The 24,165-nt window shown below is 69.8% G+C and carries 22 protein-coding genes; 9 read left to right on the top strand and 13 right to left on the bottom strand.

The window, feature by feature from the left end:
* The first annotated feature begins 280 nt into the window (after positions 1-280).
* On the top strand, positions 281-1,999 hold the full coding sequence (locus ACZYVJ_RS18235) for a DUF7937 domain-containing protein (protein WP_463832304.1): 1,719 nt from the start codon (positions 281-283) through the stop codon (positions 1,997-1,999).
* Here ACZYVJ_RS18235 and ACZYVJ_RS18230 read toward each other — a convergent pair.
* A complete protein-coding gene (locus tag ACZYVJ_RS18230) occupies positions 1,996-3,024 on the bottom strand; it encodes an NAD-dependent epimerase/dehydratase family protein (RefSeq protein WP_463832303.1) in 1,029 nt (342 codons plus the stop codon). The two genes, ACZYVJ_RS18235 and ACZYVJ_RS18230, sit on opposite strands and share 4 nt — an antisense overlap.
* Positions 3,021-3,797 (bottom strand): S-methyl-5'-thioadenosine phosphorylase, encoded by a 777-nt coding sequence (locus tag ACZYVJ_RS18225; protein WP_463833051.1) that lies wholly within the window; start codon positions 3,795-3,797, stop codon positions 3,021-3,023. Before ACZYVJ_RS18225 ends, ACZYVJ_RS18230 begins: the two co-directional genes overlap by 4 nt.
* A gap of 83 nt (positions 3,798-3,880) precedes the next feature.
* Between ACZYVJ_RS18225 and ACZYVJ_RS18220 the strand changes: the two genes are divergently transcribed.
* Positions 3,881-4,753, top strand: coding sequence for a 1,4-dihydroxy-2-naphthoate polyprenyltransferase (locus ACZYVJ_RS18220; protein ID WP_463832302.1), 873 nt, complete (start codon positions 3,881-3,883; stop codon positions 4,751-4,753).
* A 97-nt stretch (positions 4,754-4,850) separates the two neighbouring features.
* Positions 4,851-5,858: a beta-ketoacyl-ACP synthase III gene (locus ACZYVJ_RS18215; RefSeq protein ID WP_463832301.1), complete on the top strand. Its 1,008-nt coding sequence runs from the start codon at positions 4,851-4,853 to the stop codon at positions 5,856-5,858.
* On the opposite strand, the gene ACZYVJ_RS18210 is transcribed toward ACZYVJ_RS18215, so the two are convergent.
* Complete coding sequence (locus ACZYVJ_RS18210; protein WP_463832300.1) at positions 5,855-6,241, bottom strand: DUF4229 domain-containing protein; 387 nt, start codon at positions 6,239-6,241, stop codon at positions 5,855-5,857. The two genes, ACZYVJ_RS18215 and ACZYVJ_RS18210, sit on opposite strands and share 4 nt — an antisense overlap.
* A 46-nt stretch (positions 6,242-6,287) precedes the next feature.
* Between ACZYVJ_RS18210 and ACZYVJ_RS18205 the strand changes: the two genes are divergently transcribed.
* Positions 6,288-6,449 carry a hypothetical protein gene (locus ACZYVJ_RS18205; RefSeq protein ID WP_085977768.1) on the top strand — a complete coding sequence of 54 codons (162 nt, stop codon included), beginning with the start codon at positions 6,288-6,290 and terminating at the stop codon, positions 6,447-6,449.
* 12 nt (positions 6,450-6,461) lie between these two features.
* Here ACZYVJ_RS18205 and ACZYVJ_RS18200 read toward each other — a convergent pair whose 3' ends face one another.
* The 7 genes from ACZYVJ_RS18200 to hemL form a co-directional block, all read right to left on the bottom strand.
* Positions 6,462-7,778 carry a MinD/ParA family ATP-binding protein gene (locus ACZYVJ_RS18200; RefSeq protein ID WP_463832299.1) on the bottom strand — a complete coding sequence of 439 codons (1,317 nt, stop codon included), beginning with the start codon at positions 7,776-7,778 and terminating at the stop codon, positions 6,462-6,464.
* Positions 7,779-7,840: 62 nt separating this feature from the next.
* The gene (ccsB, locus tag ACZYVJ_RS18195) at positions 7,841-8,824 is read right to left on the bottom strand and encodes a c-type cytochrome biogenesis protein CcsB (RefSeq protein ID WP_463832298.1); all 984 of its coding nucleotides are present in this window, start codon (positions 8,822-8,824) and stop codon (positions 7,841-7,843) included.
* Entirely contained in the window at positions 8,821-10,407 is a 1,587-nt protein-coding gene (locus ACZYVJ_RS18190; RefSeq protein ID WP_463833050.1) for a cytochrome c biogenesis protein ResB, read from the bottom strand. The genes ccsB and ACZYVJ_RS18190 overlap by 4 nt, the downstream gene beginning before the upstream one ends.
* Before the next feature lie 47 nt (positions 10,408-10,454).
* On the bottom strand, positions 10,455-11,234 hold the full coding sequence (locus tag ACZYVJ_RS18185; RefSeq protein ID WP_463832297.1) for a cytochrome c biogenesis CcdA family protein: 780 nt from the start codon (positions 11,232-11,234) through the stop codon (positions 10,455-10,457).
* Positions 11,231-11,812 carry a TlpA disulfide reductase family protein gene (locus tag ACZYVJ_RS18180; protein WP_463833049.1) on the bottom strand — a complete coding sequence of 194 codons (582 nt, stop codon included), beginning with the start codon at positions 11,810-11,812 and terminating at the stop codon, positions 11,231-11,233. Before ACZYVJ_RS18180 ends, ACZYVJ_RS18185 begins: the two co-directional genes overlap by 4 nt.
* Before the next feature lie 20 nt (positions 11,813-11,832).
* Positions 11,833-12,441 (bottom strand): histidine phosphatase family protein, encoded by a 609-nt coding sequence (locus ACZYVJ_RS18175; RefSeq protein WP_463832296.1) that lies wholly within the window; start codon positions 12,439-12,441, stop codon positions 11,833-11,835.
* Complete coding sequence (gene hemL, locus ACZYVJ_RS18170) at positions 12,441-13,790, bottom strand: glutamate-1-semialdehyde 2,1-aminomutase (RefSeq protein WP_463832295.1); 1,350 nt, start codon at positions 13,788-13,790, stop codon at positions 12,441-12,443. Before hemL ends, ACZYVJ_RS18175 begins: the two co-directional genes overlap by 1 nt.
* 172 nt (positions 13,791-13,962) lie before the next feature.
* On the opposite strand from hemL, the gene ACZYVJ_RS18165 reads away from it, so the two are divergent.
* From ACZYVJ_RS18165 to ACZYVJ_RS18155, 3 genes are read left to right on the top strand one after another with little or no spacing between them, the layout of a single operon-like run.
* Positions 13,963-14,358: a nitroreductase family deazaflavin-dependent oxidoreductase gene (locus tag ACZYVJ_RS18165; RefSeq protein ID WP_463832294.1), complete on the top strand. Its 396-nt coding sequence runs from the start codon at positions 13,963-13,965 to the stop codon at positions 14,356-14,358.
* A 10-nt stretch (positions 14,359-14,368) separates the two neighbouring features.
* On the top strand, positions 14,369-15,556 hold the full coding sequence (locus ACZYVJ_RS18160; protein WP_463832293.1) for an enolase C-terminal domain-like protein: 1,188 nt from the start codon (positions 14,369-14,371) through the stop codon (positions 15,554-15,556).
* Complete coding sequence (locus ACZYVJ_RS18155; protein ID WP_463833048.1) at positions 15,439-16,470, top strand: ketopantoate reductase family protein; 1,032 nt, start codon at positions 15,439-15,441, stop codon at positions 16,468-16,470. The genes ACZYVJ_RS18160 and ACZYVJ_RS18155 overlap by 118 nt, the downstream gene beginning before the upstream one ends.
* A gap of 84 nt (positions 16,471-16,554) precedes the next feature.
* Here the strand turns inward: ACZYVJ_RS18155 and ACZYVJ_RS18150 are convergent, their stop codons facing one another.
* The 3 genes from ACZYVJ_RS18150 to ACZYVJ_RS18140 are packed head-to-tail and all read right to left on the bottom strand — an operon-like array spanning position 16,555 to position 20,546.
* On the bottom strand, positions 16,555-17,985 hold the full coding sequence (locus ACZYVJ_RS18150; protein WP_463832292.1) for an amino acid permease: 1,431 nt from the start codon (positions 17,983-17,985) through the stop codon (positions 16,555-16,557).
* A gap of 42 nt (positions 17,986-18,027) precedes the next feature.
* Entirely contained in the window at positions 18,028-19,395 is a 1,368-nt protein-coding gene (locus tag ACZYVJ_RS18145) for an MFS transporter (RefSeq protein ID WP_463832291.1), read from the bottom strand.
* 5 nt (positions 19,396-19,400) lie between these two features.
* Positions 19,401-20,546 (bottom strand): LLM class flavin-dependent oxidoreductase, encoded by a 1,146-nt coding sequence (locus tag ACZYVJ_RS18140; protein ID WP_463832290.1) that lies wholly within the window; start codon positions 20,544-20,546, stop codon positions 19,401-19,403.
* A 435-nt stretch (positions 20,547-20,981) separates the two neighbouring features.
* Between ACZYVJ_RS18140 and ACZYVJ_RS18135 the strand changes: the two genes are divergently transcribed.
* Positions 20,982-21,845: an alpha/beta hydrolase gene (locus ACZYVJ_RS18135; RefSeq protein ID WP_463832289.1), complete on the top strand. Its 864-nt coding sequence runs from the start codon at positions 20,982-20,984 to the stop codon at positions 21,843-21,845.
* Positions 21,846-21,853: 8 nt separating this feature from the next.
* On the top strand, positions 21,854-24,019 hold the full coding sequence (locus ACZYVJ_RS18130; protein ID WP_463832288.1) for an acyltransferase family protein: 2,166 nt from the start codon (positions 21,854-21,856) through the stop codon (positions 24,017-24,019).
* Positions 24,020-24,165 lie beyond the last annotated feature (146 nt).

Raw genomic sequence — 24,165 nt, 5'->3', positions numbered from 1 at the left:
AACCAGCAATGTCCCGGCATCATTACACTTGCGATACCGTTGCCAGTATCAGTCATTCAGGCAACAAGCTTCGTCTACTAGCGCAGCGTAACCAGCTTTTCGAACGACAGGACGCCTCACCGCGGAATCATCTCCGCCCAGCAACCGGCCACAGCCACTGCCACGGCATCCGAACGGAGAATATGTTCGCAAGCAAGCAGTGCGTTTCCCTCGGCAGGGTAGTCCCTCGCCGAACACCCGAAGCTGCGCCAAGAATATCCGTCCTTGAATCCCGGGGGGCATGGTGAGCCAGAGCAGCGACGAGACGCCGACCGGCCCGATCCGCGGTCAGACGCAGCAGGCACCGGCGCCGCGCATCATCCGCCCGCACGCGACGGGCGGCGCCGCGGCCGCGCCCGGGATGAAGCGGTACCGCCACGTCGTCGGTGACCTGACCGCGGTGGCGCTGCTGGTCCTCGCGGTGTTCCTGCCATGGAACCTCTACTTCGGCCTCGGGATCCCGAACAGCAGCACGACGCTGTTCGGGGTGCTGATCGCCGTGACGGCGCTGGCCGTCGTCGCCGTCGTGGTCGCCGGTTCCTGGCGGTCGGCAGGCGCGCGGTTCAACCCCGGACGAGCCGCCCGGCTTCGCCTGGCGCTAAACGTCCCCTACCTGCTGCTGGTGCTCGCCTTCGTCGTGTTCGACGCGTACGAGACCGTCCGTTTCGGTGGCACCGTCAACGTGCCGGGCGGTGTCGGTCCGGGCGCCTGGGCCGGGATCGCCGGCTCGCTGCTGAGCGCCCAGGCGGTGCCGGCCGGCGCGCTTGCCGGACCGGTTCCGGCCGGCGACGAATCCACTGGGTGGCACCGGTCGGCGCGGGTGATCGGCTCGGTGTCGATGCTCGCAGCGGTGCTCAGCTTCGGCTTCAACCTGTACTGGCGGGTGCGATACGCGCTGCAAAGCACCGGCGGCGCCGAGGAATTCGGCAAGCAGAACATCGCCGTGATCGCGACCGCGGTGGTGTACGGCGTGGTGGCGCTGGTCGCGGTGCTGGTCGCCGCGCGGTGGCTGCTGCGCAGCGCGCGGGAGAGCCGACTGACCACCGTCGCGCTCGGCGCGTCGACGCTGGCCGCCGGGGTCCTGGTGTGGTTCCTGCCCGCCGGTCGTGACATCGACGCGTTCCACGGCATCGCGCAGAACACGTCCACCGCCGGCGTCGGGTTCGAGGGCTACCTGGCATGGGCGGCCGGCGCGGCGCTGTTCGCGCCGCGGGCCCTGTTCGGTCACCGCAACGCTTCGCCGACCGAGGAGTCCGCGTGGCGCGCGACGACCCGAAATGGCTTGCTGCTCATCGCCGTTTGGTCGGTGGGATCGGTGGCGATGCGGATCACCGACCTCGTCGTCGGCGTGATCCTGAACTACCCGTTCTCCCGATACTCCAGCATCGTGCTGGCGGCGTTCGATCTGGCCACCGCGGTGCTGGCGATCTGGCTGCGCCGCAGGCTGGCCACCCTCTCGCCGAGAATGGTCACGTCGCTGTGCGGGCTCGTCGCCACGCTCAGCGTCGCCCGCGTCGTCGTCGGCCTGGAGCTGGCGCCGCGGTTCCAAGACTCGCCCAATTCGCCTGCGCTGCATCCGGTCTACGGCAACAACCTGGCCCAGCAGATCACCAGCACCTTCGACGTGACGCTGTGCGGGCTGGCCCTGGGCATCCTGGTGGCGGCCATCGTCGCCGGGCAGCTGAGCGGCCGACGGCGGGCCCGTCGCGCCGCCCGCAGGCGCGCCGCGGCGGCGAATGCGGCGGCGCCGACCACCCGGGTCCCGGTGGGCCAGGGCGCGGGTCCGTCGGCCGCGGCGACCACCCGCATCCCGGCCGGCGTCCCCGGCGGGGACAACGAACCGCCCACCACGGAGATAGCGCCGCTGGCCAACGCGCCCCGGATCTTCCGCGGCGACGACTCCGGCACGCGCCAGGTACCCGTGCAGAAGCCGCAGATCTACCGGCCCCCGCAGGGTTAGCGAAGGGGCGCGAACGCGAACTCGCGCAGCCCGTCGGCCGGTGCGACGGCCGCGCGGAAACCGAGCACCTCGACGGCCCGGGACGGGTCGGCGACGATGTGGCGCACGTCGCCGCTGCGGTACTGCCCGGTGACCACCGGGGACAACGAAGCGCCGCGCGCGTCGCAGAGCGCGCCGGCCACCTCCGAGATCGAAATAGGTTGTCCCGAGCAGACATTGACCGCGGTGAAACCCTCGTCCCATTGTGTCGCCGCGACGTTGGCGGCGGCCACGTCGTCGACGTGGACGAAGTCTCGCATCTGCCCGCCGTCCTCGAAAACCCTTGGCGGATCACCCTTTTCCAGCGCGGACCGAAAGATCGCCGCCACCCCGGAGTACGGGGTGTCGCGCGGCATTCCCGGGCCGTAGACGTTGTGGTAGCGCAACGCCACCACCGAACCGCCGGTGGCCTCCGACCAGGCCAGCGCGTAATGCTCCTGGGCGGTCTTGCTGGCGGCGTACAGGCTCCGGGGCCGCAGGCAGGCGTCCTCGCCGACGAGGCGCCAGTGCAGTTCCTCCCCGCCGAACGGGCACCGGTGCTCGAAGATTCCGGCGTCGAGGTCCGCGCGGCGCCGCGGTAGCGGATCAACGAATCCGTGTTGTTCGCAGTGATAGCGCCCCTGGCCGTACACCACCATCGACGAGGCCAGCACCAGGCGCCGCACCCCGGCGGCGAACATCTGCGCCAGTAAGACCGTGGTGGCCAGGTCGTTGTGGCCGCCGTAGGCGGGGGCGTCGGCGGCGTCCACGCCCGCGCCCACCATCGCCGCCTGATGGCACACCACGTCCACGCCGGCCAGCAGCGGCGCCAGGGCGTCGGCGTCGCGCACGTCGACGTGGTGACATCCTTGCGGCAGCAACGGGTTCGGGCCGTGGGCGGCGGGCAGCAACGCGTCGAGGGCGATCACTTCGTGCCCCGCGGCGCGCAGCGCGGCGTCCACCCGTGAACCGATGAAGCCGGCCGCCCCGGTCAGCAGCACCCTCACGGCAGCTCGATGGGCAGGGTGACTCCGGCGTGCGGCAGGCAGTGCGTGCAGGTGCGGTCGGCGGCGACCCGGCCGATGGCGCCGCGGACCAGCGTTTTGAAAACTTCGATGTTCTTCTCGAATTCGGCGAACACGTCGACGGTCTTCACGCCCTCACCGGCGCTCACACCTGCATCCAGATCGGTCACCAAAGCGATTGCCGCATAGCATATTTCAAGCTCACGGGCGAGCGCCGCCTCCGGATAACCGGTCATGTTGACCAGCGAGAAGCCGGCGGAGGCGAACCACTGACTCTCGGCGCGGGTGGAAAAGCGCGGCCCCTGGATCACCACCATGGTGCCGCCGTCGACCACGTCGGGCAGGCCGGTCACCGCCTCGCGCAGCGTCGGGCAGTACGGGTCGGCGAAATCGACGTGGATGCCGCCGGAGTCGAAGTAGGTGTCGGCGCGGCCCCGGGTGCGGTCGACGAGTTGGTCGGGCACCACGACGGTGCCGGGTCCGAGTGTGGGGGTGAGGCTCCCGACCGCGCACGGCGCGAGCACCCGCCGCACGCCGAGCTTGCGCAGCGCCCACATGTTGGCGCGGTAAGGCACGGTGTGCGCGGAGAATTCGTGTCTGGCGCCGTGGCGGGGCAGGAACGCCACCTCGTGGTCGCCGATGGCGCCGACGGTGACCGGGGCGCTGGGCGGCCCGTACGGGGTGTCCACGGCGACGTCGCGGGAGTCGGATCCGAAGAAGGTGTAGAAGCCGCTGCCGCCGATGACTCCGAGCATCCGACCATTGTGGTGCATGACGCCGGGCTGATCGCGGGTGCGGGCCCGCAGATCGACGGCCCGCATCCTGGCAGGATGTTCGTGTGGCCAATTTCGGGCAGTGGGTTTCCGGTGCGCGCCCGCGGACGTTACCCAACGCGGTGGCACCGGTAGTCGCGGGAACCGGTGCGGCCGCGTGGCTGCATTCCGCGGTGTGGTGGAAGGCGCTGCTGGCGCTGGCCGTCGCGCTCGCGCTGACCGTCGGCGTCAACTACGCCAACGACTACTCGGACGGCATCCGCGGCACCGACGACGACCGGGCCGGCCCGGTGCGCCTGGTCGGCTCGCGGCTGGCGGCGCCGCGGGCGGTGTTGGCCGCCGCGGTCGCCAGCCTGACCGTCGGCGCGCTCGCCGGCCTCGCGCTGGCGCTGTTCAGCGCGCCGTGGCTGATCGCGGTGGGAGCGGCCTGTATTGCCGGCGCTTGGCTGTACACCGGCGGGTCGAAACCCTACGGGTACGCCGGTTTTGGCGAGGTCGCGGTGTTCCTGTTCTTCGGGCTCGTCGCCGTGCTGGGCACCCAGTACACCCAGGCGCTGCGGGTGGACTGGGTGGGCCTGGTGCTGGCGGTGTCGATCGGGGCGCTGTCGTCGTCGGTGCTGGTGGCCAACAACCTGCGGGACATCCCGACCGACGCGCGCTCGGGAAAGGTCACGCTGGCGGTGCGGCTGGGCGATGCCCGCACCCGGATCCTGTACCAGGCCCTGCTGGGGACCGCCGGGGTGCTGACCCTGGTGCTGATGCTGGCGACCCCGTGGTGTGCCGCCGGATTGGTGGCCGCGCCGCTGGCCCTGCGCGCGGCGGCACCGGTGCGCTCCGGCCGCGGCGGCCCGGAGCTGATCCCGGTGCTGCGCGATACCGGCCTGGCGATGGTGGCGTGGGCGGTCGCGGTGGCCGCGGCGTTGGCGCTGGCGACCTGACGCCGCGGTTGGGTTACCTATAGTGCAGGCAAAGGCCTCCGAGGGCGCCCCGCTTGGGGTACTTTTGCGTCGGCTCGGGCGATAGCGAAGGACCGCAATGAAGCAGATTGCCGCGACCAGCGGGCCCAAGAACATCGGCTTGCTCAGCGTCGGGTCGTACCGGCCCGAGCGGGTGGTCACCAACGACGAGCTCTGCGAGAACATCGACTCGTCCGACGAGTGGATCTACTCGCGAACCGGCATCAAAACCCGCCGATTCGCCAGGCGCGACGAATCCGCCGGTTCGATGGCGATCGCGGCCGGGCAGGAGGCGATCGCCAAGGCCTCCCTCGAGGGATCCGACATCGACTGTGTCATCGTCGCCACCAGCACGCATTTCCTGCAGACCCCCGCGTGCGCGCCGGCGGTCGCGACGGCCGTGGGCGCCACCGGCGTGCCCGCGTTCGACGTGTCGGCCGGGTGCGCCGGCTTCGGCTACGCGCTGGGCGTGGCGGCCGACATGGTCCGCGGCGGCACCGCCGCCAAGGTGCTGGTGCTCGGCTCGGAGAAGCTGTCCCCCACCGTGGACATGCAGGACCGCAGCAACTGCTTCATCTTCGCCGACGGCGCCGCCGGGGTGGTGGTGGGCGAGACGCCCGACCAGGGCATCGGCCCCACCGTCTGGGGCAGCGACGGCGCGCAGGCCACCGCCATCCGCCAGGACATCGAGTGGATCGACTACACCGAGAACCCGACGGGCGAGCGCCCGTACCTGAGGCTCGAAGGCAGCGCGGTGTTCCGGTGGGCGGCATTCGAGATGGGCAAGGTCGGCCGGCAGGCGATGGACGCGGCGGGCATCCGGCCCGACGAGATCGACGTGTTCCTGCCGCACCAGGCCAACAGCCGGATCAACGAGGTGCTGGCCAAGAGCCTCGAGCTGCGCCCGGATGCGGTCGTCGCCAACGACATCGAGCACACCGGAAACACCTCGGCGGCGTCCATCCCGCTGGCGATGGCCGAAGTGCTGGCGACCGGCGCGGCCAAGGCCGGCGACCTGGCCCTGCTGCTCGGCTACGGCGCGGGCCTGAGCTACGCCGCTCAGGTCGTGCGGCTGCCGAACGGCTAACCGCGCCCTGATTCTTGCTCGCCCCCCTCGTCGGGGGCGGCGTCCCCGTGCAGTCGGGCCTGGAGCAGTTCGCGCTCCCTGCGCCGCCGCTCCCCGGCGATCGCGAGCGCGGCGGTGGCCCGGCGGCGCAACGGGGCGAACACCCAGATGCCCAGCGGCATCGCGATGATCAGGGCGAACAGCACGGCCACCACGATCGGGAACTGCGCGATTCCCGCCAGGCGCGCGACACCGTAGATCACGCCGGTCAGCGCCACCGCCAGCAGCACCCGCGCCGCCATGTACGCCGCGACGTGGACGGCGACGTGGTTTCCGGTCCGTTGCGCCGTGCCCTCATCCGCGGCGCGGTCTCCGGTGCTGTCGTCGCTAGCTTCTTGTGACACAGCCTGAGCCTACGGCGCGGGTATATTCGCCCCAAGGAGGTGTTTGGTGCTCTACCTGCTGCTCGTCGTGATTTTGGGGACGCTGATCTACGTCGGCTGGCGTGCGGCGCGGTCGCAGGCCCACCGGCCGAAGACGCGCGTCATCGGACCCGACGACGACCCAGACTTCTTGCGGCGGTTGGGTCATGGCGACAACAACCCGCGCTAGCTCGATGGCTGGCTAGCCGAGCACTCCCGGGTTGTGCTGGTCGCCGGGGAACCCGTCGGCGACGATGGCGGCCAGCTCGGTGAGCGCTTCGCGGGTCCCGCGGCGTAGCCGGTCCAGCTCGATCTCGGCGCCCTCTTCCAGGTGCGGGTCGAACGGCACCAGCTGAACCGCGCGGCAGCGCCGGGAGAAGTGGTCGATCACCTTGTTCATGTCGACCTTGCCCGGGCGGGGCTTCACCCCGTTGATCACCGCGATGGAATTGCGGACCAGGTCCTCGTGGCCGTGCGCGTCCAGCCAGTCCAGGGTCGCCGAGGCGCTGCGCGCGCCGTCGATGGACGCCGAGCTGACCACGACGAGGGCGTCGGCCTTGTCCAGCACCGAGCTCATCACCGAGTGCAGCAGGCCGGGCCCGCAGTCGGTGAGCACCAGGCCGTAGAACCGTTCCAGGATGTCCAGGATTCGCGCGTAGTCCTCGGCGCCGAACGCGTCCGAGATGCCGGGATCCGTTTCGGACGCCAGCACCTCCAGACCGCTCGGGCCCTTGGAGGTGTAGCGGCGGACGTCGCTGTAGCGCTCGATGGTGCCGGCGTCGTGCAGCAGCTGGCGCACCGTGGCCGCCGTCTCCAGCGGGATCTTCTGGCTCAGCGTGCCGCGGTCGGGGTTGGCGTCCACGGCCACCACGCGGTCACCGCGGATGGAGGCGAAGGTGGCGCCCAGCGTCGCGGCGATCGTGGTCTTGCCGACGCCGCCCTTGAGCGACAGAAACGCCACCCGGTAGGAACCCCGCAGGGGCCGGTTCACCTGGGCGACCAGATTGTTGTACCGGGTGGCCCGCGGGCTCTCGCCCAGGTTGATCAGGCCGCCGGACAACTTGAACAGCAGCAGCCGCCAGCCGTCCGATGGCGGCGGGGCGACCGGCCGCAGCAGCATGCCGGTGGACAGCTCCGGGTACGGCGTGTGCGGCAGGTGCTCCGGACGATGCTGCGGGGGCCCCTGCATCTGGGTGGGGGGTGCCTCCTGACCGTCGTAGTAGGCGCCGTACGCGGTCGGGTCGACACGTGGGATGCCGGTCATCGGCGTGGGGTCCCACGGCGGCATCCCCCCGGGCCGCGACGCCACGGGCGGTGCGGCCTGCTGGCGCTCCGGCGCGGGGACGCGGCGTTCGGTGCGGAATCCGGCGAAGGCGCGGGTGGGGGCGTCGTCGCCGCCCGATTGGGCCTGCGGCTCCGCTGCCTCGTGCTGGTGGCCCGCCGGCGATGTTGTCTGTGGGGGTATCTGCGTGGTCGGTTGTTCGGGCGCCCCCGCGCCCGTCGTCGGATGCTCGGTCACTGCACTCCCCCTTGTCGTGCGTTTTTCCGGTGTTGTGCGTTATTCGGGCCGGTTGTGCACGGTCACCCGACGCCCGCATAAGAATGCAGGCCCACAGTGACCAGGTTAACGAAGAACAAATTGAAGACCATGGCCACAAACCCTGCGACATTGATCCAGGCGGCTTTCCTGTCCCGCCATCCCGCCGTAGACCTGGCGTGCAGATACGCGGCGTAAATCACCCAGGCGACAAATGACACGGTCTCCTTGGGATCCCAGCCCCAATATCGGCCCCAGGCTTCTTCGGCCCAGATGGCCCCGAAAATGACACCGAAACCGAACACCGGAAAGGCGAAAATCGTCGTTCGATATGCGATGCGGTCCAGGGTCTGCGCGTCCGGGAACCGCTGCACCAGCCGGCTCAGCGCGCTGTGCTCGGTGCGGTCCGGATCGCCCAGCGGCGACGTCCGCAGCAGAAAAAGGATGCTGGCGATGCCGGCGACCAGGAAGACGCCCGATCCCAGGCTGACCACCGACACGTGGATGGGCAGCCAGTAGGACTGCAGCGCGGGCATCACCGGCGCCGCGTTGGTGTAGAGCCAGCGCCCGGACACCGTGAGCAGGATCAGCACCGGCAGCAGCAGGAACACCCACAAGGGGCGGAATTGCGGGCGGCGCAGCACCACCGCCCCGGCGACCAACCCACACAGGCAGGTCAGGTTGATGAATTCGTACATGTTGCCCCAGGGCACCCGCAGGGTGGCCAGGCCGCGCAGCACCAGGCAGGCCAGCAACAGCCCGATGCCCAGGTACACCACGCACAGCCCGGCCCTGCCGACGCGCTCGTCGACCGGGCGCTGGGTGGCCTCTTCCACGACCCCGGGGGTGACGGAGTCGGCGCTGACGGCACCGGCCAGCACCCGGGCGCGCTGATCCGCGCGGCGCCCGCCGGCGTAGGCCAGCTCGAAGGCCAGCAACAGCAGCGCGATGACCAGGGCTACCACCGCCGACGTGAACGCCCAGTCGGAGTAGCGTGCCAGCTCGATGTTGACGTGCACCGTGTTCATTTGACGTCCACCTCAGAACTCCTCTTCACGGCCGCCGGGTCGCCAAGCCCGGTCAGTAGCCGCTCGGACAGTCGCTCGAACTCGTCGCCCCAACCGGAGTTGTCGGTGCGCGCCAAGCCGCCCAGTTCGACGTTCACCGTACCGGGCGACCCTCCGGTGTCCGGCGTCAGACGGATCCACACCCGGCGGCGGCGCACCAGCAGCGACACCACCAGACCGCCCATCATCGTGATCGCGAAGACCAGCACCCAGGTTTGGCCCGGGTCGTGCGAGACCTGCAGGTTGACGAACGGGACGGCGCCGTCGAAACGGATCATGGTGCCGGCCGCGGGACCCTGGTCGATCCGGACCGATTGGCCCGCACGCAGGTTGACCCGCTTCTCCTTGGTCAACCGGTGCTGCTCGATCAGCCGGGGGTCCAGGGTGAACAGCGACTGAGGCCGCCCGGTGTCCAGCCCGGTATCGCCGCGGTAGACGTCGACGGCCACCGCCGGGGCGTCCAGCGCCGGGAAGCGCGAGGACAACAGCGTGCCCTCCAGCTGCTCGGTCGGGGCCAGCAGGCCCTGGATGGCGATCTCGTGGTTGCGGCGCTCCGCGGCGTTGGGATAGCTGCCGGCGGGCGGGTCGATGCGCACCACGCCCGACGAGAGCAGGGTTTGCGGGTTGTCGGGTCGCCACTGCACGGTCGCGGTGCGGATCTGCCCGTCCGGGTAGGTGACGCTGAAGGTGGGCGCGTAGCCGTGCCCCTGCAGGTACACGCGGTCGCCGCCGAGCCGCAGCGGGTGGTTGACCTCCAGCCGGTAGTGCCGCCAGGTGTTCGCGGTCAGATCCTCGCCGGACTGGTAGTCGATGTTCGCGGCGAACGAGGTGGCCTGTCCCGACGGCAGGTAGTGCGCCGCGAAGTCGTCGACCCGGATGCACAGCGGGTGCAGCGAGGTGCCGTCGACGGTGTTGCCGGCCCGGAACGAGTCGAACGCGGCCGGCGAGGCCGAGCAGAAGCCGGGTCCGCCGTCGGCGATGACGATGACGTTGCCCTCGTAGCCGAACAGCTTGCCGGCGGCCACCGCGACCAGCAGGCCAAGCAGTGAGAAGTGGAAGACGATGTTGCCGAACTCACGCAGGTAGCCCTTCTCGGCGGACACCTCGGCGACTTCGGCATCGGCCGGCTCGGCGCCGTCCTGGTGCCGGATGGCGGTGCGCCAGCCGCGCAGCCGTTCGGCCAGCGTGTTGGCCAGGGCGTTCAGCTCGTCGGGTCCGGCCTGGACCCGACGGCTGGCGTACTTGGGCAGCCGGGCCAGGTTGCGCGGGGCGGCTACCGGGGTGGACCGCAGGCTGCGGACGTGCTCGATCATCCGTGGGGTGAGGCAGCCGACCAGAGACACGAACAACAGCACGTAGATGGCGGTGAACCAGAAGCTGGAGAACACGTTGAAGGCCTGCAACCGATCCAGCCACGGCCCGATCACCCGGTGGGCCTTCAGGTAGTCGTCGACCTTGCCGGCGTTGAGGTTGCGCTGCGGCAGCAGCGCCCCCGGTATCGCGCCCAGCGCCAGCAGGAACAACAGCACCAGCGCGGTGCCCATCGAGGTCAGCGCGCGCCAGGTGTTGCGGCTCCAGGCGAATAAGTGCCTCAAATCGGCAACCTCACGTCGGACACGAACGCGTCGCGCAGCCAGGAGACGAAGTCGTTCCACACCCCGGTGACCAGCAGCGCGCCGACCCCGATCAGCAGCACGCCGCCGAAGACCTGGATGGCCCGGGTGTGCCGGCGCAGCCAGCCCAGGCCCCCTACCGCGCCCGCCGAGCCAAACGCCAGCAGCACGAACGGGATGCCCAGACCCAGGCAGTAGGCGATCACCAGCACGATTCCGCGCGCCACGCTGGCGCCGTCGGTGGCCGAGGCGACGGTGATCACGCCGGCCAGCGTCGGCCCCAGGCACGGCGTCCAGCCCAGCGCGAACACCGCGCCAAGCAGCGGCGCCCCGGCGACCGTGGTCAGCTGGCGCGGACTGAACCGGGCCTGCCGCTGCAGGGCCGGGATGAGGCCGACGAACACCAGCCCCATCACGATGGTCAGCACTCCTCCGGCCCGTTGCAGCAGCAGTTGGTTGGTGATCAGCGTGGTCGTCATGCCGAGGACGGCGACGGTGCCGAGCACGAACACGGTGGTGAACCCGGCGACGAACAACGCCGCGGATCCCGCGACCCGCCAGCGGGCGCCCGGTGGGGCCTTGATTGCGCCCTCCGGCGGCTGTTCGTCCACGCCGACCACGGCGGCCAGGTACGACAGGTAGCCGGGCACCAGCGGCACCACGCACGGCGAAGCGAACGACACCAGTCCCGCCAGCAGGCACACGCCGAGCGCCACCAGAAGCGGTCCGGCGGCGGCGATCTGGGTGAAGCCCGTCACTGCTGGGCCACCTTCTGCACCACCGGCTTCAGGTCGGTCGCCAGCAATTCGCGCAGGAAGACCGCGGCGACCCGGTGCTGGCGGTCCAGGACCAGCGTGGACGGGATCACGGTGGTGGGGTATCTGCCGCCGAACGCGATCAGCGTGCGCATCGCCGGGTCGTAGATGGACGGGAACGTCACCTGGCGGTCGTTGACGAAGTCCAGCGCGGCCTGCCGGTTGTTGTCCCGGACGTCGATGCCCAGGAAGGACACCCCGGCACCGCGGGTGGCGTCATACACCTGCTGCAGCTGGGTGACCTCGGCGCGGCACGGCCCGCACCACTGGCCCCAGATATTGATGACCACGACCCGGCCGGCGAAGATCGGGTCGTCCAGCGACAGCGTGTGCGCGGGGTCGGCCAGGTCGGGCCCGGCCAGCGGGCCGGGGCGGCCTCGGCTGGACGGCGGGTCGTAATAGATGTCGGTCTTGCCGCCGGGTGAGACGAATTCGAAGGTGCCGCCCTGGGCGACGGCGTCGTGCCCGGAGGAGCAGCCAACCAGGCCGGGCAGCAGCCCCGCCAGCACGGCCCCGACCAGCGCCCGTCGTCCCCAGCCGATCAACGCGCCGCCGGTTCGCAGTACTCGACGTCGGCCAGCCGGTCGCCGTCGTAGACCAGGGTGGTCACCGAGGCCAGCCCGCACTCCCGCCGCCGCGGGTCGTGCCACAGCCGCCGGCCGGTCACGTGCAGCCGCAGCGTCCACACCGGGAGTTGGTGGCTGACGCACACCACCTCGTGGCCGGCGCCACGGGCGCGGGCCTTGTCCACGGCCGTCTGCATCCGGGCCGCGATCTCGGCGTACGGCTCGCCCCAGGACGGCCGGAAGGGGTTGCGCAGCTGCCACCACACCCGCGGGTCGCGCCAGGCGCCGTCGCCCGGGCTGACCCGTCTGCCCTGGAAGAAGTTGGCCGATTCGATCAGGTCCGGGTCGGTGTCCACGGCGAGGCCGTGCTTGGCGGCGATGGGTGCGGCGGTCTCCTGCGCCCGCTGCAGCGGCGAGGCGATCACCGCGACGATGTCGCGGTCGGCCAGCGCGTCGGCCACCGCGGCCGCCTGCGCGCGGCCGTTCTCGGACAGGTGAAAGCCGGGCAGCCGCCCGTAGAGGATGCCGCTCGGGTTGTAGACCTCGCCGTGCCGCACGACGTGCACCCGGGTGTGCTCGGCCATCAGGATTTCCCCTCCTCGGCCTGCGCGGCGGCGCTGGCCGCGGCGGGCAGGGCGTCGGCGATCCGGTCGAACGCGCTGTCGTCGAGCGCGGTTGAGACGAACCACGCCTCGAAGGCGCTGCACGGCGGGTAGACGCCCGCGTCCAGCAGCGCATGGAAGAACGGGGGATACCGCCAGGTCTGGGTGGCCCGTGCGGACGCGAAGTCCGTCACCGGGGTTTCGGAGAAGAACACGCTCAGCATGTTGCCTGCTCGCGGAATCTGGTGCGCCACACCGGCATTCGTGAGCGCATCGGAGAACAGCCCGGCCAGGCGATCGGCGTTGGCGTCCAACGCGGCATAGGCGGCGGCGTCGGCGTTGCGCAGCGTGGCCAGCCCGGCCGCCATCGCCACCGGGTTCCCCGACAGCGTGCCGGCCTGATACACCGGGCCCAGCGGGGCCAGCCGCTCCATCACGTCGGCTCGGCCGCCGAACGCGGCGGCGGGTAGGCCGCCGCTCATCACCTTGCCGAAGGTGAACAGGTCGGCGTCGACGGGATCGATTCCGTACCAACCACTTCGGCTGACCCGGAAGCCGGTCATCACCTCGTCGATGATCAGCAGCGCGCCGTGCTCGGCGGTGATCGCACGCAGCGCCGCGTTGTAGCCGGCCGCGGGCGGCACCACGCCCATGTTGCCGGGGCTGGCCTCGGTGATCACCGCCGCGATCTGGTCGCCGAACCGGGCGAAGCTCTGTCGCACGGCGTCGACGTCGTTGTACGGCAACACAATCGTGTCGGCCGCGGTGGCGCCGGTGACGCCGGGCGAGGACGGCAGGCCCAGCGTCGCCACCCCGGAGCCGGCGTCGGCGAGCAACGCGTCGACATGGCCGTGGTAGCAGCCGGAGAACTTGATCACCTTCGCGCGGCCGGTGAAGCCGCGGGCCAGCCGGACCGCGCTCATGGTGGCCTCGGTGCCGGAGTTGACCAGCCGGATCCGCTCGACCGGTGCCACCCGCCCGATCATCTCGGCGGCCAGCTCGCTCTCGGCCGGCGTGGGCGCCCCGAAGGACAGGCCCGAAGCGGCGGCCTTGGCGACGGCCTCGACGACGGCGGGGTGCGCATGACCGAGGATCATCGGGCCCCACGAGCAGACCAGGTCCACGTAACGGTTGCCGTCGGCGTCGGTCAGCCGGCACCCGCGCGCCTCGGTGATGAACGGCGGCGTCCCGCCCACCGCACTGAACGCGCGGACGGGCGAGTTCACCCCACCGGGAATGACGGCGCAGGCATCCTCGAACAACCGGGCTGAGGCCGCCGTGGCCCTGGGGGCCCCGGTGGCGTGCGCGGTCGCCTGATCACTGCTTCCCATGACCACTAGTGTCCCAGCCCGCGCGGACCTTTCCACTACAGGGTGTAGCAGATCGTGCTAATGGGAGGCGGCGCGCACGCGGTGCCCGGGTTAATCGGCGTCCTGCCGGCTGCCTTCCTGGCGGCGACGAAGCGGGGTTGTCCTGGCCCGGCGCCGCGAGTTGGATAGCGGTATGCAACTCCCACAAGGACTTGCCCGGTTCAACCGTCACGTCACGAACCCGATTCAGCGGATGTGGGCCGGTTGGCTCCCGCCGTTCGGGATCGTCGAGCATGTCGGGCGGCGCTCGGGCAAGCCGTACCGCACACCAGTCAACGTGTTCAACACCACCGTCGAGGGCAAACCCGGGGTGGCCATCTTGCTGACCTATGGCCCGGACCGGGATTGGCTGAAGAATCTCAAAGCCGCGGGCGGCGGGCGGCTGCGCACCAAGGGCAAGGAATTCGGCATCGCCGATCCGCGCGTGGTCACCAAGGACGAGGCCGCGACGCACGTAACACGCAGGGTGCGACCAGTTTTCGCGAGGCTGCCGTTCGAGCAGGCGTTGTTGCTCACGCGGACTTCCTGACCACCGGGTGATGCGGATCACGTCGATCGTCGAACGATCGGTCGGCCTAGACGGCGGTCGGCGCGGCGGGCCCGCCAATGCGGTGGTCGACTTCTCCCGCCACACCGTCTCTCTGGTCGCGGTGATCACCGACGTGATCCGGCACGGACGGCCCGTAGTGGGCGTGGCTTTCGATTCGATCGGGCGGTTCGCCCAGAGTGGGATCCTGCGCGACCGGATGATCCCGCGCGTGCTGGCCGCGTCCCCCGCCGCGCTGCTGGACGAGTCCGGATGCGTCGATCCCGCCGCGGTGTTGGCGTGCGCACTCGTCGATGAAAAGCCCGGCGGCCATGGCGACCGGGCGGCGGCCGCGGCCGCGCTCGAACTGGCCTGCTGGGACCTGAACGCCAAACTGCGCGACGAACCGGCCTACGTCACCATCGCCCGCCACGCCGGGCGTGACCCCGCGGCGTCGGTGCCGGTGTACGCCGCCGGCGGCTACTACTACGCCGGCGGCGGGGTCGATTCGCTGCGCGCGGAAATGCGCGGGTATCTCGAGGCTGGCTATGACGCGGTCAAGATGAAGATCGGCGGCGCCGCGGCTAGCGAGGACCTCGCGCGGATCGAGGCGGTCGTCGACGTCGTCGGCGACGCGAAACGGGTCGCAGTCGACGCGAACGGCCGGTTCGACCGGGCCGAGGCCACCCGCTGGGCGGACGCGCTGACCCCCTACGGCCTGCGCTGGTACGAAGAGCCGGGCGACCCGCTGGATTACGCGCTGAACCGGGCGGTAGCTGAGCGCTATGACGGTGCGGTGGCCACCGGGGAAAACCTCTTCTCGGTGCCGGATGCGACGAATCTGGTGCGCCACGGCGGCATGCGGCCCAATCATGATGTCTTCCAGATGGATCCGGGCCTGAGCTACGGGCTGACCGAGTACATCCGGATGCTGGACGTCCTGGAAGATCATGGCTTTGATCGGCGCTTCGCGTTCCCGCACGGCGGTCATCTGATCAACCTGCACATCGCGGCCGGGCTGGGCCTGGGTGGCTGCGAGGCATACCCCGGCGTGTTCGCACCGTTCGGCGGCTACCCAGATGTCTGCGCGCTGTCGGCGGCCCGAATCTCGCCGACCGACGCCGCGGGCTTCGGGCTCGAGCAGAAGGCCGGCCTGGCCGAACTGATCGCCGAGCTGACCGACGGGAGAGCGCAGGGATGAAGATCGCGGTAATCGGTTGCGGTGCAATGGGGTCCATCTATGCCGCCAGGCTGGCCGCCGCGGGCAACGACGTGCTGGCCATCGACCGCTACCAGCCCGGCGTCGATCAGATCGCCCAACACGGGCTGCGGGTCACCGGCCCGGGTTACGACCGGGTGGTGCCACTGCGGGCGAGCACCACCGCGCCGGACGAGGCGATGGATCTGATCGTGCTCGCCGTGAAGGCGGCCGACGTGAAAACCGGTGCGCAACGGGCGATTCCGATGCTGGGTGCAACCACCCCGGTGCTGACCATCCAGAACGGCCTGGGATCGGCGGAAACCGTCGCGGGCATCGTCGGTGAGGAGCGGGTCGCGGTCGGAATCGCCAGCGGATTCGGCGCGGCGACCCTGGCCCCCGGGCATGTCCGTCACAACGCGATGAAAGCGATGCGGTTCGGGGCCTATTTGTCGCTGCCGCTCGCGACGGTCGAATCGATCGCGCGGGCGTGGAGCGACGCCGGATTCGATGCGGCCGCGGTCACCGACATCGCCGCCATGCAATGGGAGAAGCTGATCTGCAACGCCGCCTACAGCGCACCGTGCGCGCTGACCGGCATGACCGTGGGCCAGGTGATGGACGACCCGGAGATGGCGCCGGTCAGCCAGGCGGCCGCAACGGAGGCGTGGACGGTCGCGCGGGCATCGGGCATCGCGGTTGCCGTCACCGATGCCGTCGCACACGTTCGCGCCTTCGGCGCACAGATGCCCGACGCCAAACCATCGGCGCTGTTGGACCACGAGGCGCACCGGGTCAGCGAGATCGACGTCATCAACGGCGCCGTCCCGCGCCAGGGCGCCCGGGTCGGTGTTGCGGCACCGGTGAACGCGACCCTGACCGCGCTGATCAAGTCGATCGAAAGGCGATGGAGCTGATGGCGGCGGCCGGGATGCGCACCGGCAAGCATCGGTAGCGAGACTTCAGCCGTTGTGTGAGTTCGGAATTCGCTAGCGCCGGCGCTAACGCTTCTGAGAGGGCCCTGATTCCCGGACACCGCCGCGCGATCGCGCGAGGAAGTACAGCCCGATCACCACCGCCCAGGACAGCAGGCTCAGCCATAGCTGGCTGCGCGCGGTGTGGTCGAACGCCATCTGCACCAGCACGACGGTGATCCCGGTCAGCGTGAGAATGGACAGCACCGGGTAGAACCACATCTTCACCGTCAGCTTTTCTGCGGGGGTGCGTCGGCGAAGGATGATCTGCGACAGGGCGATCAACCAATAGACGAACAGGATGATGGCGCCCGACGAGTTGAGCAAGAAGAGGAACACCGTGTTCGGCGCGACCCGCGCCATGACGACGCATCCGAACCCGACCGCCGACGAACACAAGATCGCGAAGTGGGGAACGCCGCGCCCGCTCAGCTTGACCAACCGGCTCGGCGCCTCACCCCGCTCGGCGAGCACGAACAGCATGCGCGACGCGGTGTAGAGACCGGAGTTCAGGCAGGACAGCACCGCGGTCAGGACGACGGCGTTCATCACCTGATCCGCGCCGGAAAGCCCCATGTGTTTGAGCGCCGCCACGTACGGCGAGGTGCCGAGTTCGACGGAGTCCCAGGGCAACAGCACCACAAGCAGGAAGACCGAACCGACGAAGAAGATCCCGATGCGGACCACGACCGACCGGGTCGCCTTCTGCACCGCGAGCTCGGGGTCGCGGCTTTCGGCGGCGGCGACGGTGACGATCTCGGCGCCCACCATGGAGAAGATCACCACCACGATGGCGGCGAACACCGCGCCAACCCCGTGGGGAAAGAAACCACCGTGTGATCCCAGATTGGCCAGACCCCCGTGATGGCCTGGCACCAAGCCCAGGACGTACACCGTCCCCACGGCCAGAAAGATCACGATCGTCGCGACTTTGATTCCGGCGAACCAGAATTCGAATTCGCCGAAGGACGACACCGAGAACAGGTTGGTCGCGGTCATCAACAGCATCAGGCACAGCGACAGCAGCCACAGCGGCGCATGGAACCAGTAGTTGAGCACCTTTGCGCCGGCGACCGCCTCGAAGCCCACCACGATCACCCAGAAGTACCAATACAGCCAGGCGACCGAGAATCCCGCCCAGCCGCCCAACGCCTTGGCCGCATAGTCGGCGAACGATCCGGTCGACGGGTTGGCGGCCGCCATCTCGCCCAGCATCCGCATCACCAGGACGATGAGCAGGCCACAGAGGGCGTAGGTGAGAAACGCGGCCGGGCCGGTGTCCTTGATCACCACGCCGGACCCGACGAACAGGCCGGCACCGATCACGCCACCGAGGGCGATCATGCTGAGCTGCCGCTGTGACAGTCCTTGGCGCAGTTGCGGATTAACACCGCCATCCGGCGTGCAGGGACCGTCACCCGCAGAACCGGAACTCACCTGGCGTTGCGTGCGCCGCATGCCCGGACGCTATCGGGCTTCACGGCTTGCAGCAACAACGACTTACAGGTAGAGGTCTCGATCGCGGATCAGGGCCGTGGCGACCACGCTAATGACCGCTGTCGCAACCAGATACCCGCACGCCAGCCAGGGCGCGCCGCCGAGTGCCGCGATCAACGCCGTCAGGATCATCGGGGTGACCCCGGAGGCGTAGACGCCCGAGACCTGGTAGACGAACGACAATCCCGTGTAGCGCGTGTTCGTCGGATACAGCGCGGAGTACAACGTCCCCTGTGCGCCGTAGAACAGCGCGTGCACCGCTCCGAACACGACGATCATCGCCAGCCCGAACCACACCAGGTCTCTGGTGCCGAACAGGGCGAACGCAGGAAACGCCGCCAGGCCGTAGCAGGCGATGCCGGCCAGATATACCCGCCGCGCACCGAAGCGCTCGGTCAGTCGACCCGATACCGGCAGCAGCACCGCCATCACCAGGGCGGCGATGGTCACCACCACCAGCACCGACACCCGATTCAGGCCCAGGGCGCCGGTGGCGTAACTGATGGCGAAAACACCCCAGGTGTTGAACGCCGAGCCCTCCGCCCACCTCGACAGCAGGCCCAACACGGTGTTGCGCCGCGACCGCGGCTCGCGGACGATGTCGCGGATCGGCACGGTGGACGCGGCCTGCAGGTCCTGCAATTCGCGGAACGCCGGTGTCTCGTCGACCCGCAGCCGGACCACGATGCCGATCACGACCAGCAGCAGGCTCAGCAGGAAGCCGATGCGCCAGCCGTAGGACAGGAACCGCGCCGGCCCCAAAACGACTTGCAGGAAGGCGAATATGCCGGTGCCCAATGCCAGGCCCAGCGCCAAACCGATTTGCGGGATCGCCCCGAAGCGTCCCCGCCGGTCGCCGGGACTGTGTTCGACGGCCAGCAGTACCGCCCCACCCCATTCACCGCCGAGTGCGAAACCCTGCAGCACCCGCAGGACCAGCAACAGCACCGGCGCCCACGCGCCGATCTGCGCGGCCGTCGGCAGCACCCCGATCAGCGCCGTCGCGCCGCCCATGATGAGCATGGTCAACGCCAGGCTGCGCTTGCGACCGATCCGGTCGCCGATGTGGCCGAATACCAGGCCCCCGATGGGCCGCATGACGAACCCGACGGCGAAGGTCGCGAACGCCAATAGTGTTCCCACCAAAGAACTCTCGTTGGGGAAGAACACCTTGTTGAAGACCAGGCCGGCCGCGGTAGCGTACAGGAAGAAGTCGTACCACTCGACCGTGGTGCCCAGCAGGCTCGCCGCGACCACGATGCGCAACCGTCGGCGCTGCTGCTCGGCGGATTCATTGAAAGGTGGCGCCGCATCGGCCGCGGGGGTGGCGATCCCGGCGTCGGGCGCGGACGCGGGCAAGGTCGCTGCCATGGCCGTCAGTGCGCCGAGGCGACCGCGAACGGCGTCGCCGCTGCCGGGTGCGACTGGCGGTTGGGGTGCCGCCACAAGCCCATCCGCTCGAGCAGCGGCAGGACGCCCTCACCGAACCAGTAGGCCTCCTCCAGGTGCGGATAACCCGACAAGATGAAGTGACTGATGCCCAGCTTGGCGTATTCGGCCAGCCGCTCGGCGACCTCGGCGTGCGACCCGACCAGGGCGGTACCCGCTCCCCCGCGAACCAGCCCCACCCCGGCCCACAGGTTGGGAGCGACCAGCAGCTTGCCGCTGCTGCCGCCGTGCAGGTCCAGCATGCGGCGCTGGCCTTCGGATTCGCTGCGCGCCAGGCTGGCCTGCACCCGCTCGACGTCCGCCGGATCGATCGCGGCCAGCAACCGGTCGGCCTCGGCCCACGCCTCGGCCGCCGTGTCGCGGCTGATCACGTGAATCCGCAAGCCGTACTGCAGGATCCGGCCGGCATCGACGGCCAGTCCGCGGATCCAGTCGAGCTTCTTGGCGACCGCGGTCAGTGGTTCACCCCAGGTGAGATACACGTCGGAGTGCTTGGCCGCCACCGGTCCGGCCGCCGCCGAGGACCCGCCGAAGAACACCGCAGGGATCGGGTCGGGCGCGTTGTTCAGCTGTGCACCCTCGACCTGAATGTGTTCTCCCGCAAAGCTAACCGGCTCCCTGGAGGTCCATAGCTGGCGCACCACGTGCAGAAACTCGGCGGTGCGGGCGTACCGCGCCTCCTTGTCCAGAAAATCTCCGTAGGCGCGTTGCTCGTGCGGTTCGCCGCCGGTGACGACGTTGAGGAGTAGCCGTCCCGCCGAGTGCCGCTGGAAAGTGCCGGCCATCTGCGCGGCCAGGGTCGGACTCAGCATCCCGGGACGGAACGCAACCAAGAACTTTAGGGTCTCGGTCGATTCGACCAGCATCGCCGTCGTCAACCATGCGTCCTCACACCACAATCCGGTGGGTGTGAGGACGGCTTCGAAACCGTTGTCCTCGGCGGCCGTGCAGATCTGGTGCAGATACTTCAGCGTCGCCGGCCGGTCGCCGGACATCGCCGTGCCGTGTCCGCCCGCGACCAGATTCCGCGAATCGCCGTAGGTCGGCAGAAACCAATGAAACGCGAGACTCAATTCACAATCCTCTTTCGCTCCGCTGTCGCCCCTGTGCACAGGGACTCCATCCTGCTGAAGTCGGCGCCGGCGAGGGAGGTTTGAAACCTGCGAGATTGCATCCCCGTCCGCGCACCGCCATCACCGCGGTAGCCGGCGGCGCGCGCGTCGCACGACGACAGCGAGGCGCCGGGTGGGTTGCCGGCATGACCGCGTCTCGCGCTGTCCCAGAAGGCAATACGATCGCAATAATTCGGGCGGCGGCAACCGGCGGATTCGGCGCTACGATGATCACGATCTTGTGCGATGCCGCAACTCGGCGCCGGCATCGGCGGAGCCGGAGGGCGGCCGAAAGATCACCGCTGCGGCACCGGAAGATCACGCCAGATCACACAATGCTTCCAATACGGCGTGGCTCGGCGGGTAATCCCCGCTCAGCGCGGCATTATTGCGATCATGCCTGACCTCACACGCCGAGCGGTGCTCCGGATGGGCGCCGGTGCCAGCCTCGGAGCCGCCGGCGTGCTCACCTTCAGCTCCCTGCTGGCTGGGGCCGCTTCGGGCGCCGCGACGCTGCCGCAGGCGCCGGCGCCGTTCGAGCCTCCGACGGCGGGCAAGACCCTGCCGACCCGGCTCACCGGGTCGTTCGTGTCGGCGGCCCGTGGGGGGATCAAGACCAACTACGTGATCGCCATGCCCCCGGGCCAGACCGGTTCGCTGCGCCCGGTGATCGCCCTGCACGGCGTGGACGGCGACGCCAACCAGATGCTGGACATGGGCGTCCCGGACGGGCTGGCCCAACTGGCCAAGGAGGGCAAGCCGCCGTTCGCGGTGGTCGGCGTCGACGGCGGCAACACGTACTGGCACAAGAGGACCTCCGGCGAGGACTCCGGCGCCATGGTGCTCGACGAGCTGCTGCCGATGCTGTCCACCATGGGCTTCGACACCTCCCGGGTCGGTTTCATGGGGTGGTCGATGGGCGGATACGGGGCGCTTCGCCTGGGCGCCAAGCTGGGGCCGGCACGGACCGCCGGCATCTGCGCGATCAGCCCGGCGCTGTACACCTCGTATCCGCTGAGTGCGCCGGGGGCGTTCGACAGCAACGACGACTTTGTGCAGAACAGCGTGCTGGGCCTGCCGGCGCTGAATGCGATTCCGCTGCGCGTGGACTGCGGCAACTTCGACCGCTTCTATTTCGCCACAAAGCAATTCGTCTACCAGTTGAAGACGCAACCGGCCGGCAGCTTCTCCCTCGGCGGACACGACGTCGCCTACTGGCGCAGCCAACTGCCCGGTGAACTGGCCTGGATGGCGACCTAGCCACGCAGATGACACTTCGGGAGGAATCAGTCGCCGGCAGCCCACACACACCTGCGCGGCGGACTTCCCGAAGCGGATTCCGGCCCGACATCGAGGGGCTGCGCGCCGTCGCGGTGATCGCCGTCGTGCTCTACCACGCGGGCATCCCGGGAATCACCGGCGGCTACATCGGTGTGGACGTCTTCTTCGTGATCTCCGGGTTCCTCATCACCGGGCTGCTCTTTCGCGAGGCGAGCACCACGAATACCGTTCGGCTCGGCCGGTTTTACGGTGCGCGCGCCCGCCGGCTGCTGCCGGCCGCGGCCATCGTCGGCACCATCACGGCAATCGGTGCGGCCGCGGTGCTGCCCCCGCTGCAGGCGCGCACCGTGTTTCTCGACGGCATCGCCAGCGCCCTGTACGTCGGGAACTACCGGTTCGCGCAGCGGGGCACCGACTACCTGACGTCCGACGCCCCGTCGCCCTTCCAGCACTACTGGTCGCTCGGCGTGGAGGAACAGTTCTACCTGGTGTGGCCGGTGCTGATCATCGCCGTCGCCTGGTCGGTCGGGCGCATCGGGCTCCTTCGCCGGACCGCGACGCGCGCGGCCCCGTATGCGGCGGTCCTCGCGCTGGTCGCCGCGTCGTCGTTGACGGCGGGCGCACTGTTGACCCGCACATCGCCGTCGTGGGCGTTCTTCTCGCTGCCCACCCGCGCCTGGGAATTGGCCGCCGGTGGCCTGGTGGCCCTGTCGCTGCAGCAGTGGCGCCGGCTGTCGCTGCGGACCGCGTCGATCGCCGGCTGGGGCGGCCTCGCCTTGATCCTGCTGACCTGCACCCAGCTCAACTCCCACACCCCGTATCCCGGCACCGAGGCGCTGCTGCCGGTGCTGGGCACCGCGCTGATCATCGGCGGCGGCGCCGTCACCGGCGGGCTCGGACCAGGTCGCCTGCTGTGCCGCCCGGCGATGCGCGCCATCGGCCGGATCTCCTACTCCTGGTACCTGTGGCATTGGCCGGTGCTGCTGCTGATGCCGGCGCTGCTCGGCGAGCCGGCGGGGCTGCCGGCCAGGCTGAGCGCCACGGCCGTATCCGCCGGGCTCGCCGTGATCACCCTGCACCTGGTGGAGAACCCGGGCCGTTTCGCCGCGGCACTGCGCCGGTCGGCGAAAGTCAGTCTGGTCGTGGCGGGCGGCGCCAGCGCCGCCGCCGCGTGCGCGTGCATGCTGCTGCTCAACGTGATCCCGGCCCCGGTCGGCCACGGCGTCGCCGCCCCGCGCGCCAACATCATCGCGACGCCCCCGGCCGGCGTCCCCGCCGTCAGTCCCCAGGAGGCGGCGGTTCGACAGGGGTTCGACCAGGCGCGCGTGGCGCTCGCGGCCGCCGTCGGCCTGCGCGCGGTCCCGTCGAACCTGGACCCGCCGCTGGCCAAGGCGCCCGCAGACAAGGCCGCCGTCTTCGTCAACGGCTGCGTACGTTCCTGGCGCGACGTCGGACAGAGCGAATGCGCGACGGGCGACACCGCCTCGCCGACCACCGTCGCCCTGATCGGCGACTCGCACGCCGCCATGTGGAACCCCGCCTTCGAGCAACTCGCCGAGCAACGGCACTGGCGACTCGAGACGCTGGCCAAGGTGACCTGCCCGCTGCAGGACCTGCACATCACCAGCCCGTATCTGGGCCGCGAGTACACCGAATGCGAACAGTGGCGCGCCCAGATCGTGGCCCGGATGAACGCCGAACACCCACGCCTGATCGTGCTGGACATGAGCCGGCGCTACGGCGGGGACTTCGGCTTCACCTCGTACGACCCGGCGTGGATCGACACCCTGGGACGCACCGTGGCGCAGTTGCGCGGCACCGGCGCGACGGTTCTGGTGCTGGGGCCCGCCCCCGACCCGCATTCGTCCGCGCCGGCGTGCCTGTCCGCCCACCTCGATGACGTGAACGCCTGTACGCCAGGCAAACCCGCGGCGGTGGACGGCGACGGCATCGCCGCCGAGCAGGCGGTGACGGCCCGCAGCGGCGGCCACTACGCCGACCTGACCGACATGTTCTGCACCCCCGACCGCTGCCCCGTCATTGTCGGCAACACCCTGGTATTCCGCGACGACAACCATGTGACAACCGAATACGCGCAGTTGGTCGCACCGCTGATGGGTGCGCTCGCGGACCGCGCCCTGGTGAACGGGTGAGTGGCGAATGAACTTCTCATGGCTGACCAACGTCAGATCAGTGAAGGGTATTTGGAGGTTTTAGGGTTATGTCTCCGCTGTTGCTGGTCTGTATCGCACTAGGCGCGCCCTTCGCCGGGATCGCCTTCCTGCACGTACAAGATCGT

The organism is Mycobacterium sp. IDUB_3 (assembly GCF_055419585.1).
This window is presented reverse-complemented; position numbering and strand designations above follow the sequence as displayed.

Bases quoted from the DNA above. Each gene is read 5' to 3' on its own strand.
- ACZYVJ_RS18235 (WP_463832304.1), top strand. From the start codon at position 281: ATGGTGAGCCAGAGCAGCGACGAGACGCCGACCGGCCCGATCCGCGGT.
- ACZYVJ_RS18225 (WP_463833051.1), bottom strand. From the start codon at position 3,797: ATGCTCGGAGTCATCGGCGGCAGCGGCTTCTACACCTTCTTCGGATCC.
- ACZYVJ_RS18215 (WP_463832301.1), top strand. From the start codon at position 4,851: ATGAAGCAGATTGCCGCGACCAGCGGGCCCAAGAACATCGGCTTGCTC.
- ccsB (WP_463832298.1), bottom strand. From the start codon at position 8,824: ATGAACACGGTGCACGTCAACATCGAGCTGGCACGCTACTCCGACTGG.
- ACZYVJ_RS18190 (WP_463833050.1), bottom strand. From the start codon at position 10,407: ATGGGCACCGCGCTGGTGCTGTTGTTCCTGCTGGCGCTGGGCGCGATA.
- ACZYVJ_RS18175 (WP_463832296.1), bottom strand. From the start codon at position 12,441: ATGGCCGAGCACACCCGGGTGCACGTCGTGCGGCACGGCGAGGTCTAC.
- hemL (WP_463832295.1), bottom strand. From the start codon at position 13,790: ATGGGAAGCAGTGATCAGGCGACCGCGCACGCCACCGGGGCCCCCAGG.
- ACZYVJ_RS18165 (WP_463832294.1), top strand. From the start codon at position 13,963: ATGCAACTCCCACAAGGACTTGCCCGGTTCAACCGTCACGTCACGAAC.
- ACZYVJ_RS18160 (WP_463832293.1), top strand. From the start codon at position 14,369: ATGCGGATCACGTCGATCGTCGAACGATCGGTCGGCCTAGACGGCGGT.
- ACZYVJ_RS18150 (WP_463832292.1), bottom strand. From the start codon at position 17,985: ATGCGGCGCACGCAACGCCAGGTGAGTTCCGGTTCTGCGGGTGACGGT.
- ACZYVJ_RS18145 (WP_463832291.1), bottom strand. From the start codon at position 19,395: ATGGCAGCGACCTTGCCCGCGTCCGCGCCCGACGCCGGGATCGCCACC.
- ACZYVJ_RS18135 (WP_463832289.1), top strand. From the start codon at position 20,982: ATGCCTGACCTCACACGCCGAGCGGTGCTCCGGATGGGCGCCGGTGCC.
- ACZYVJ_RS18130 (WP_463832288.1), top strand. From the start codon at position 21,854: ATGACACTTCGGGAGGAATCAGTCGCCGGCAGCCCACACACACCTGCG.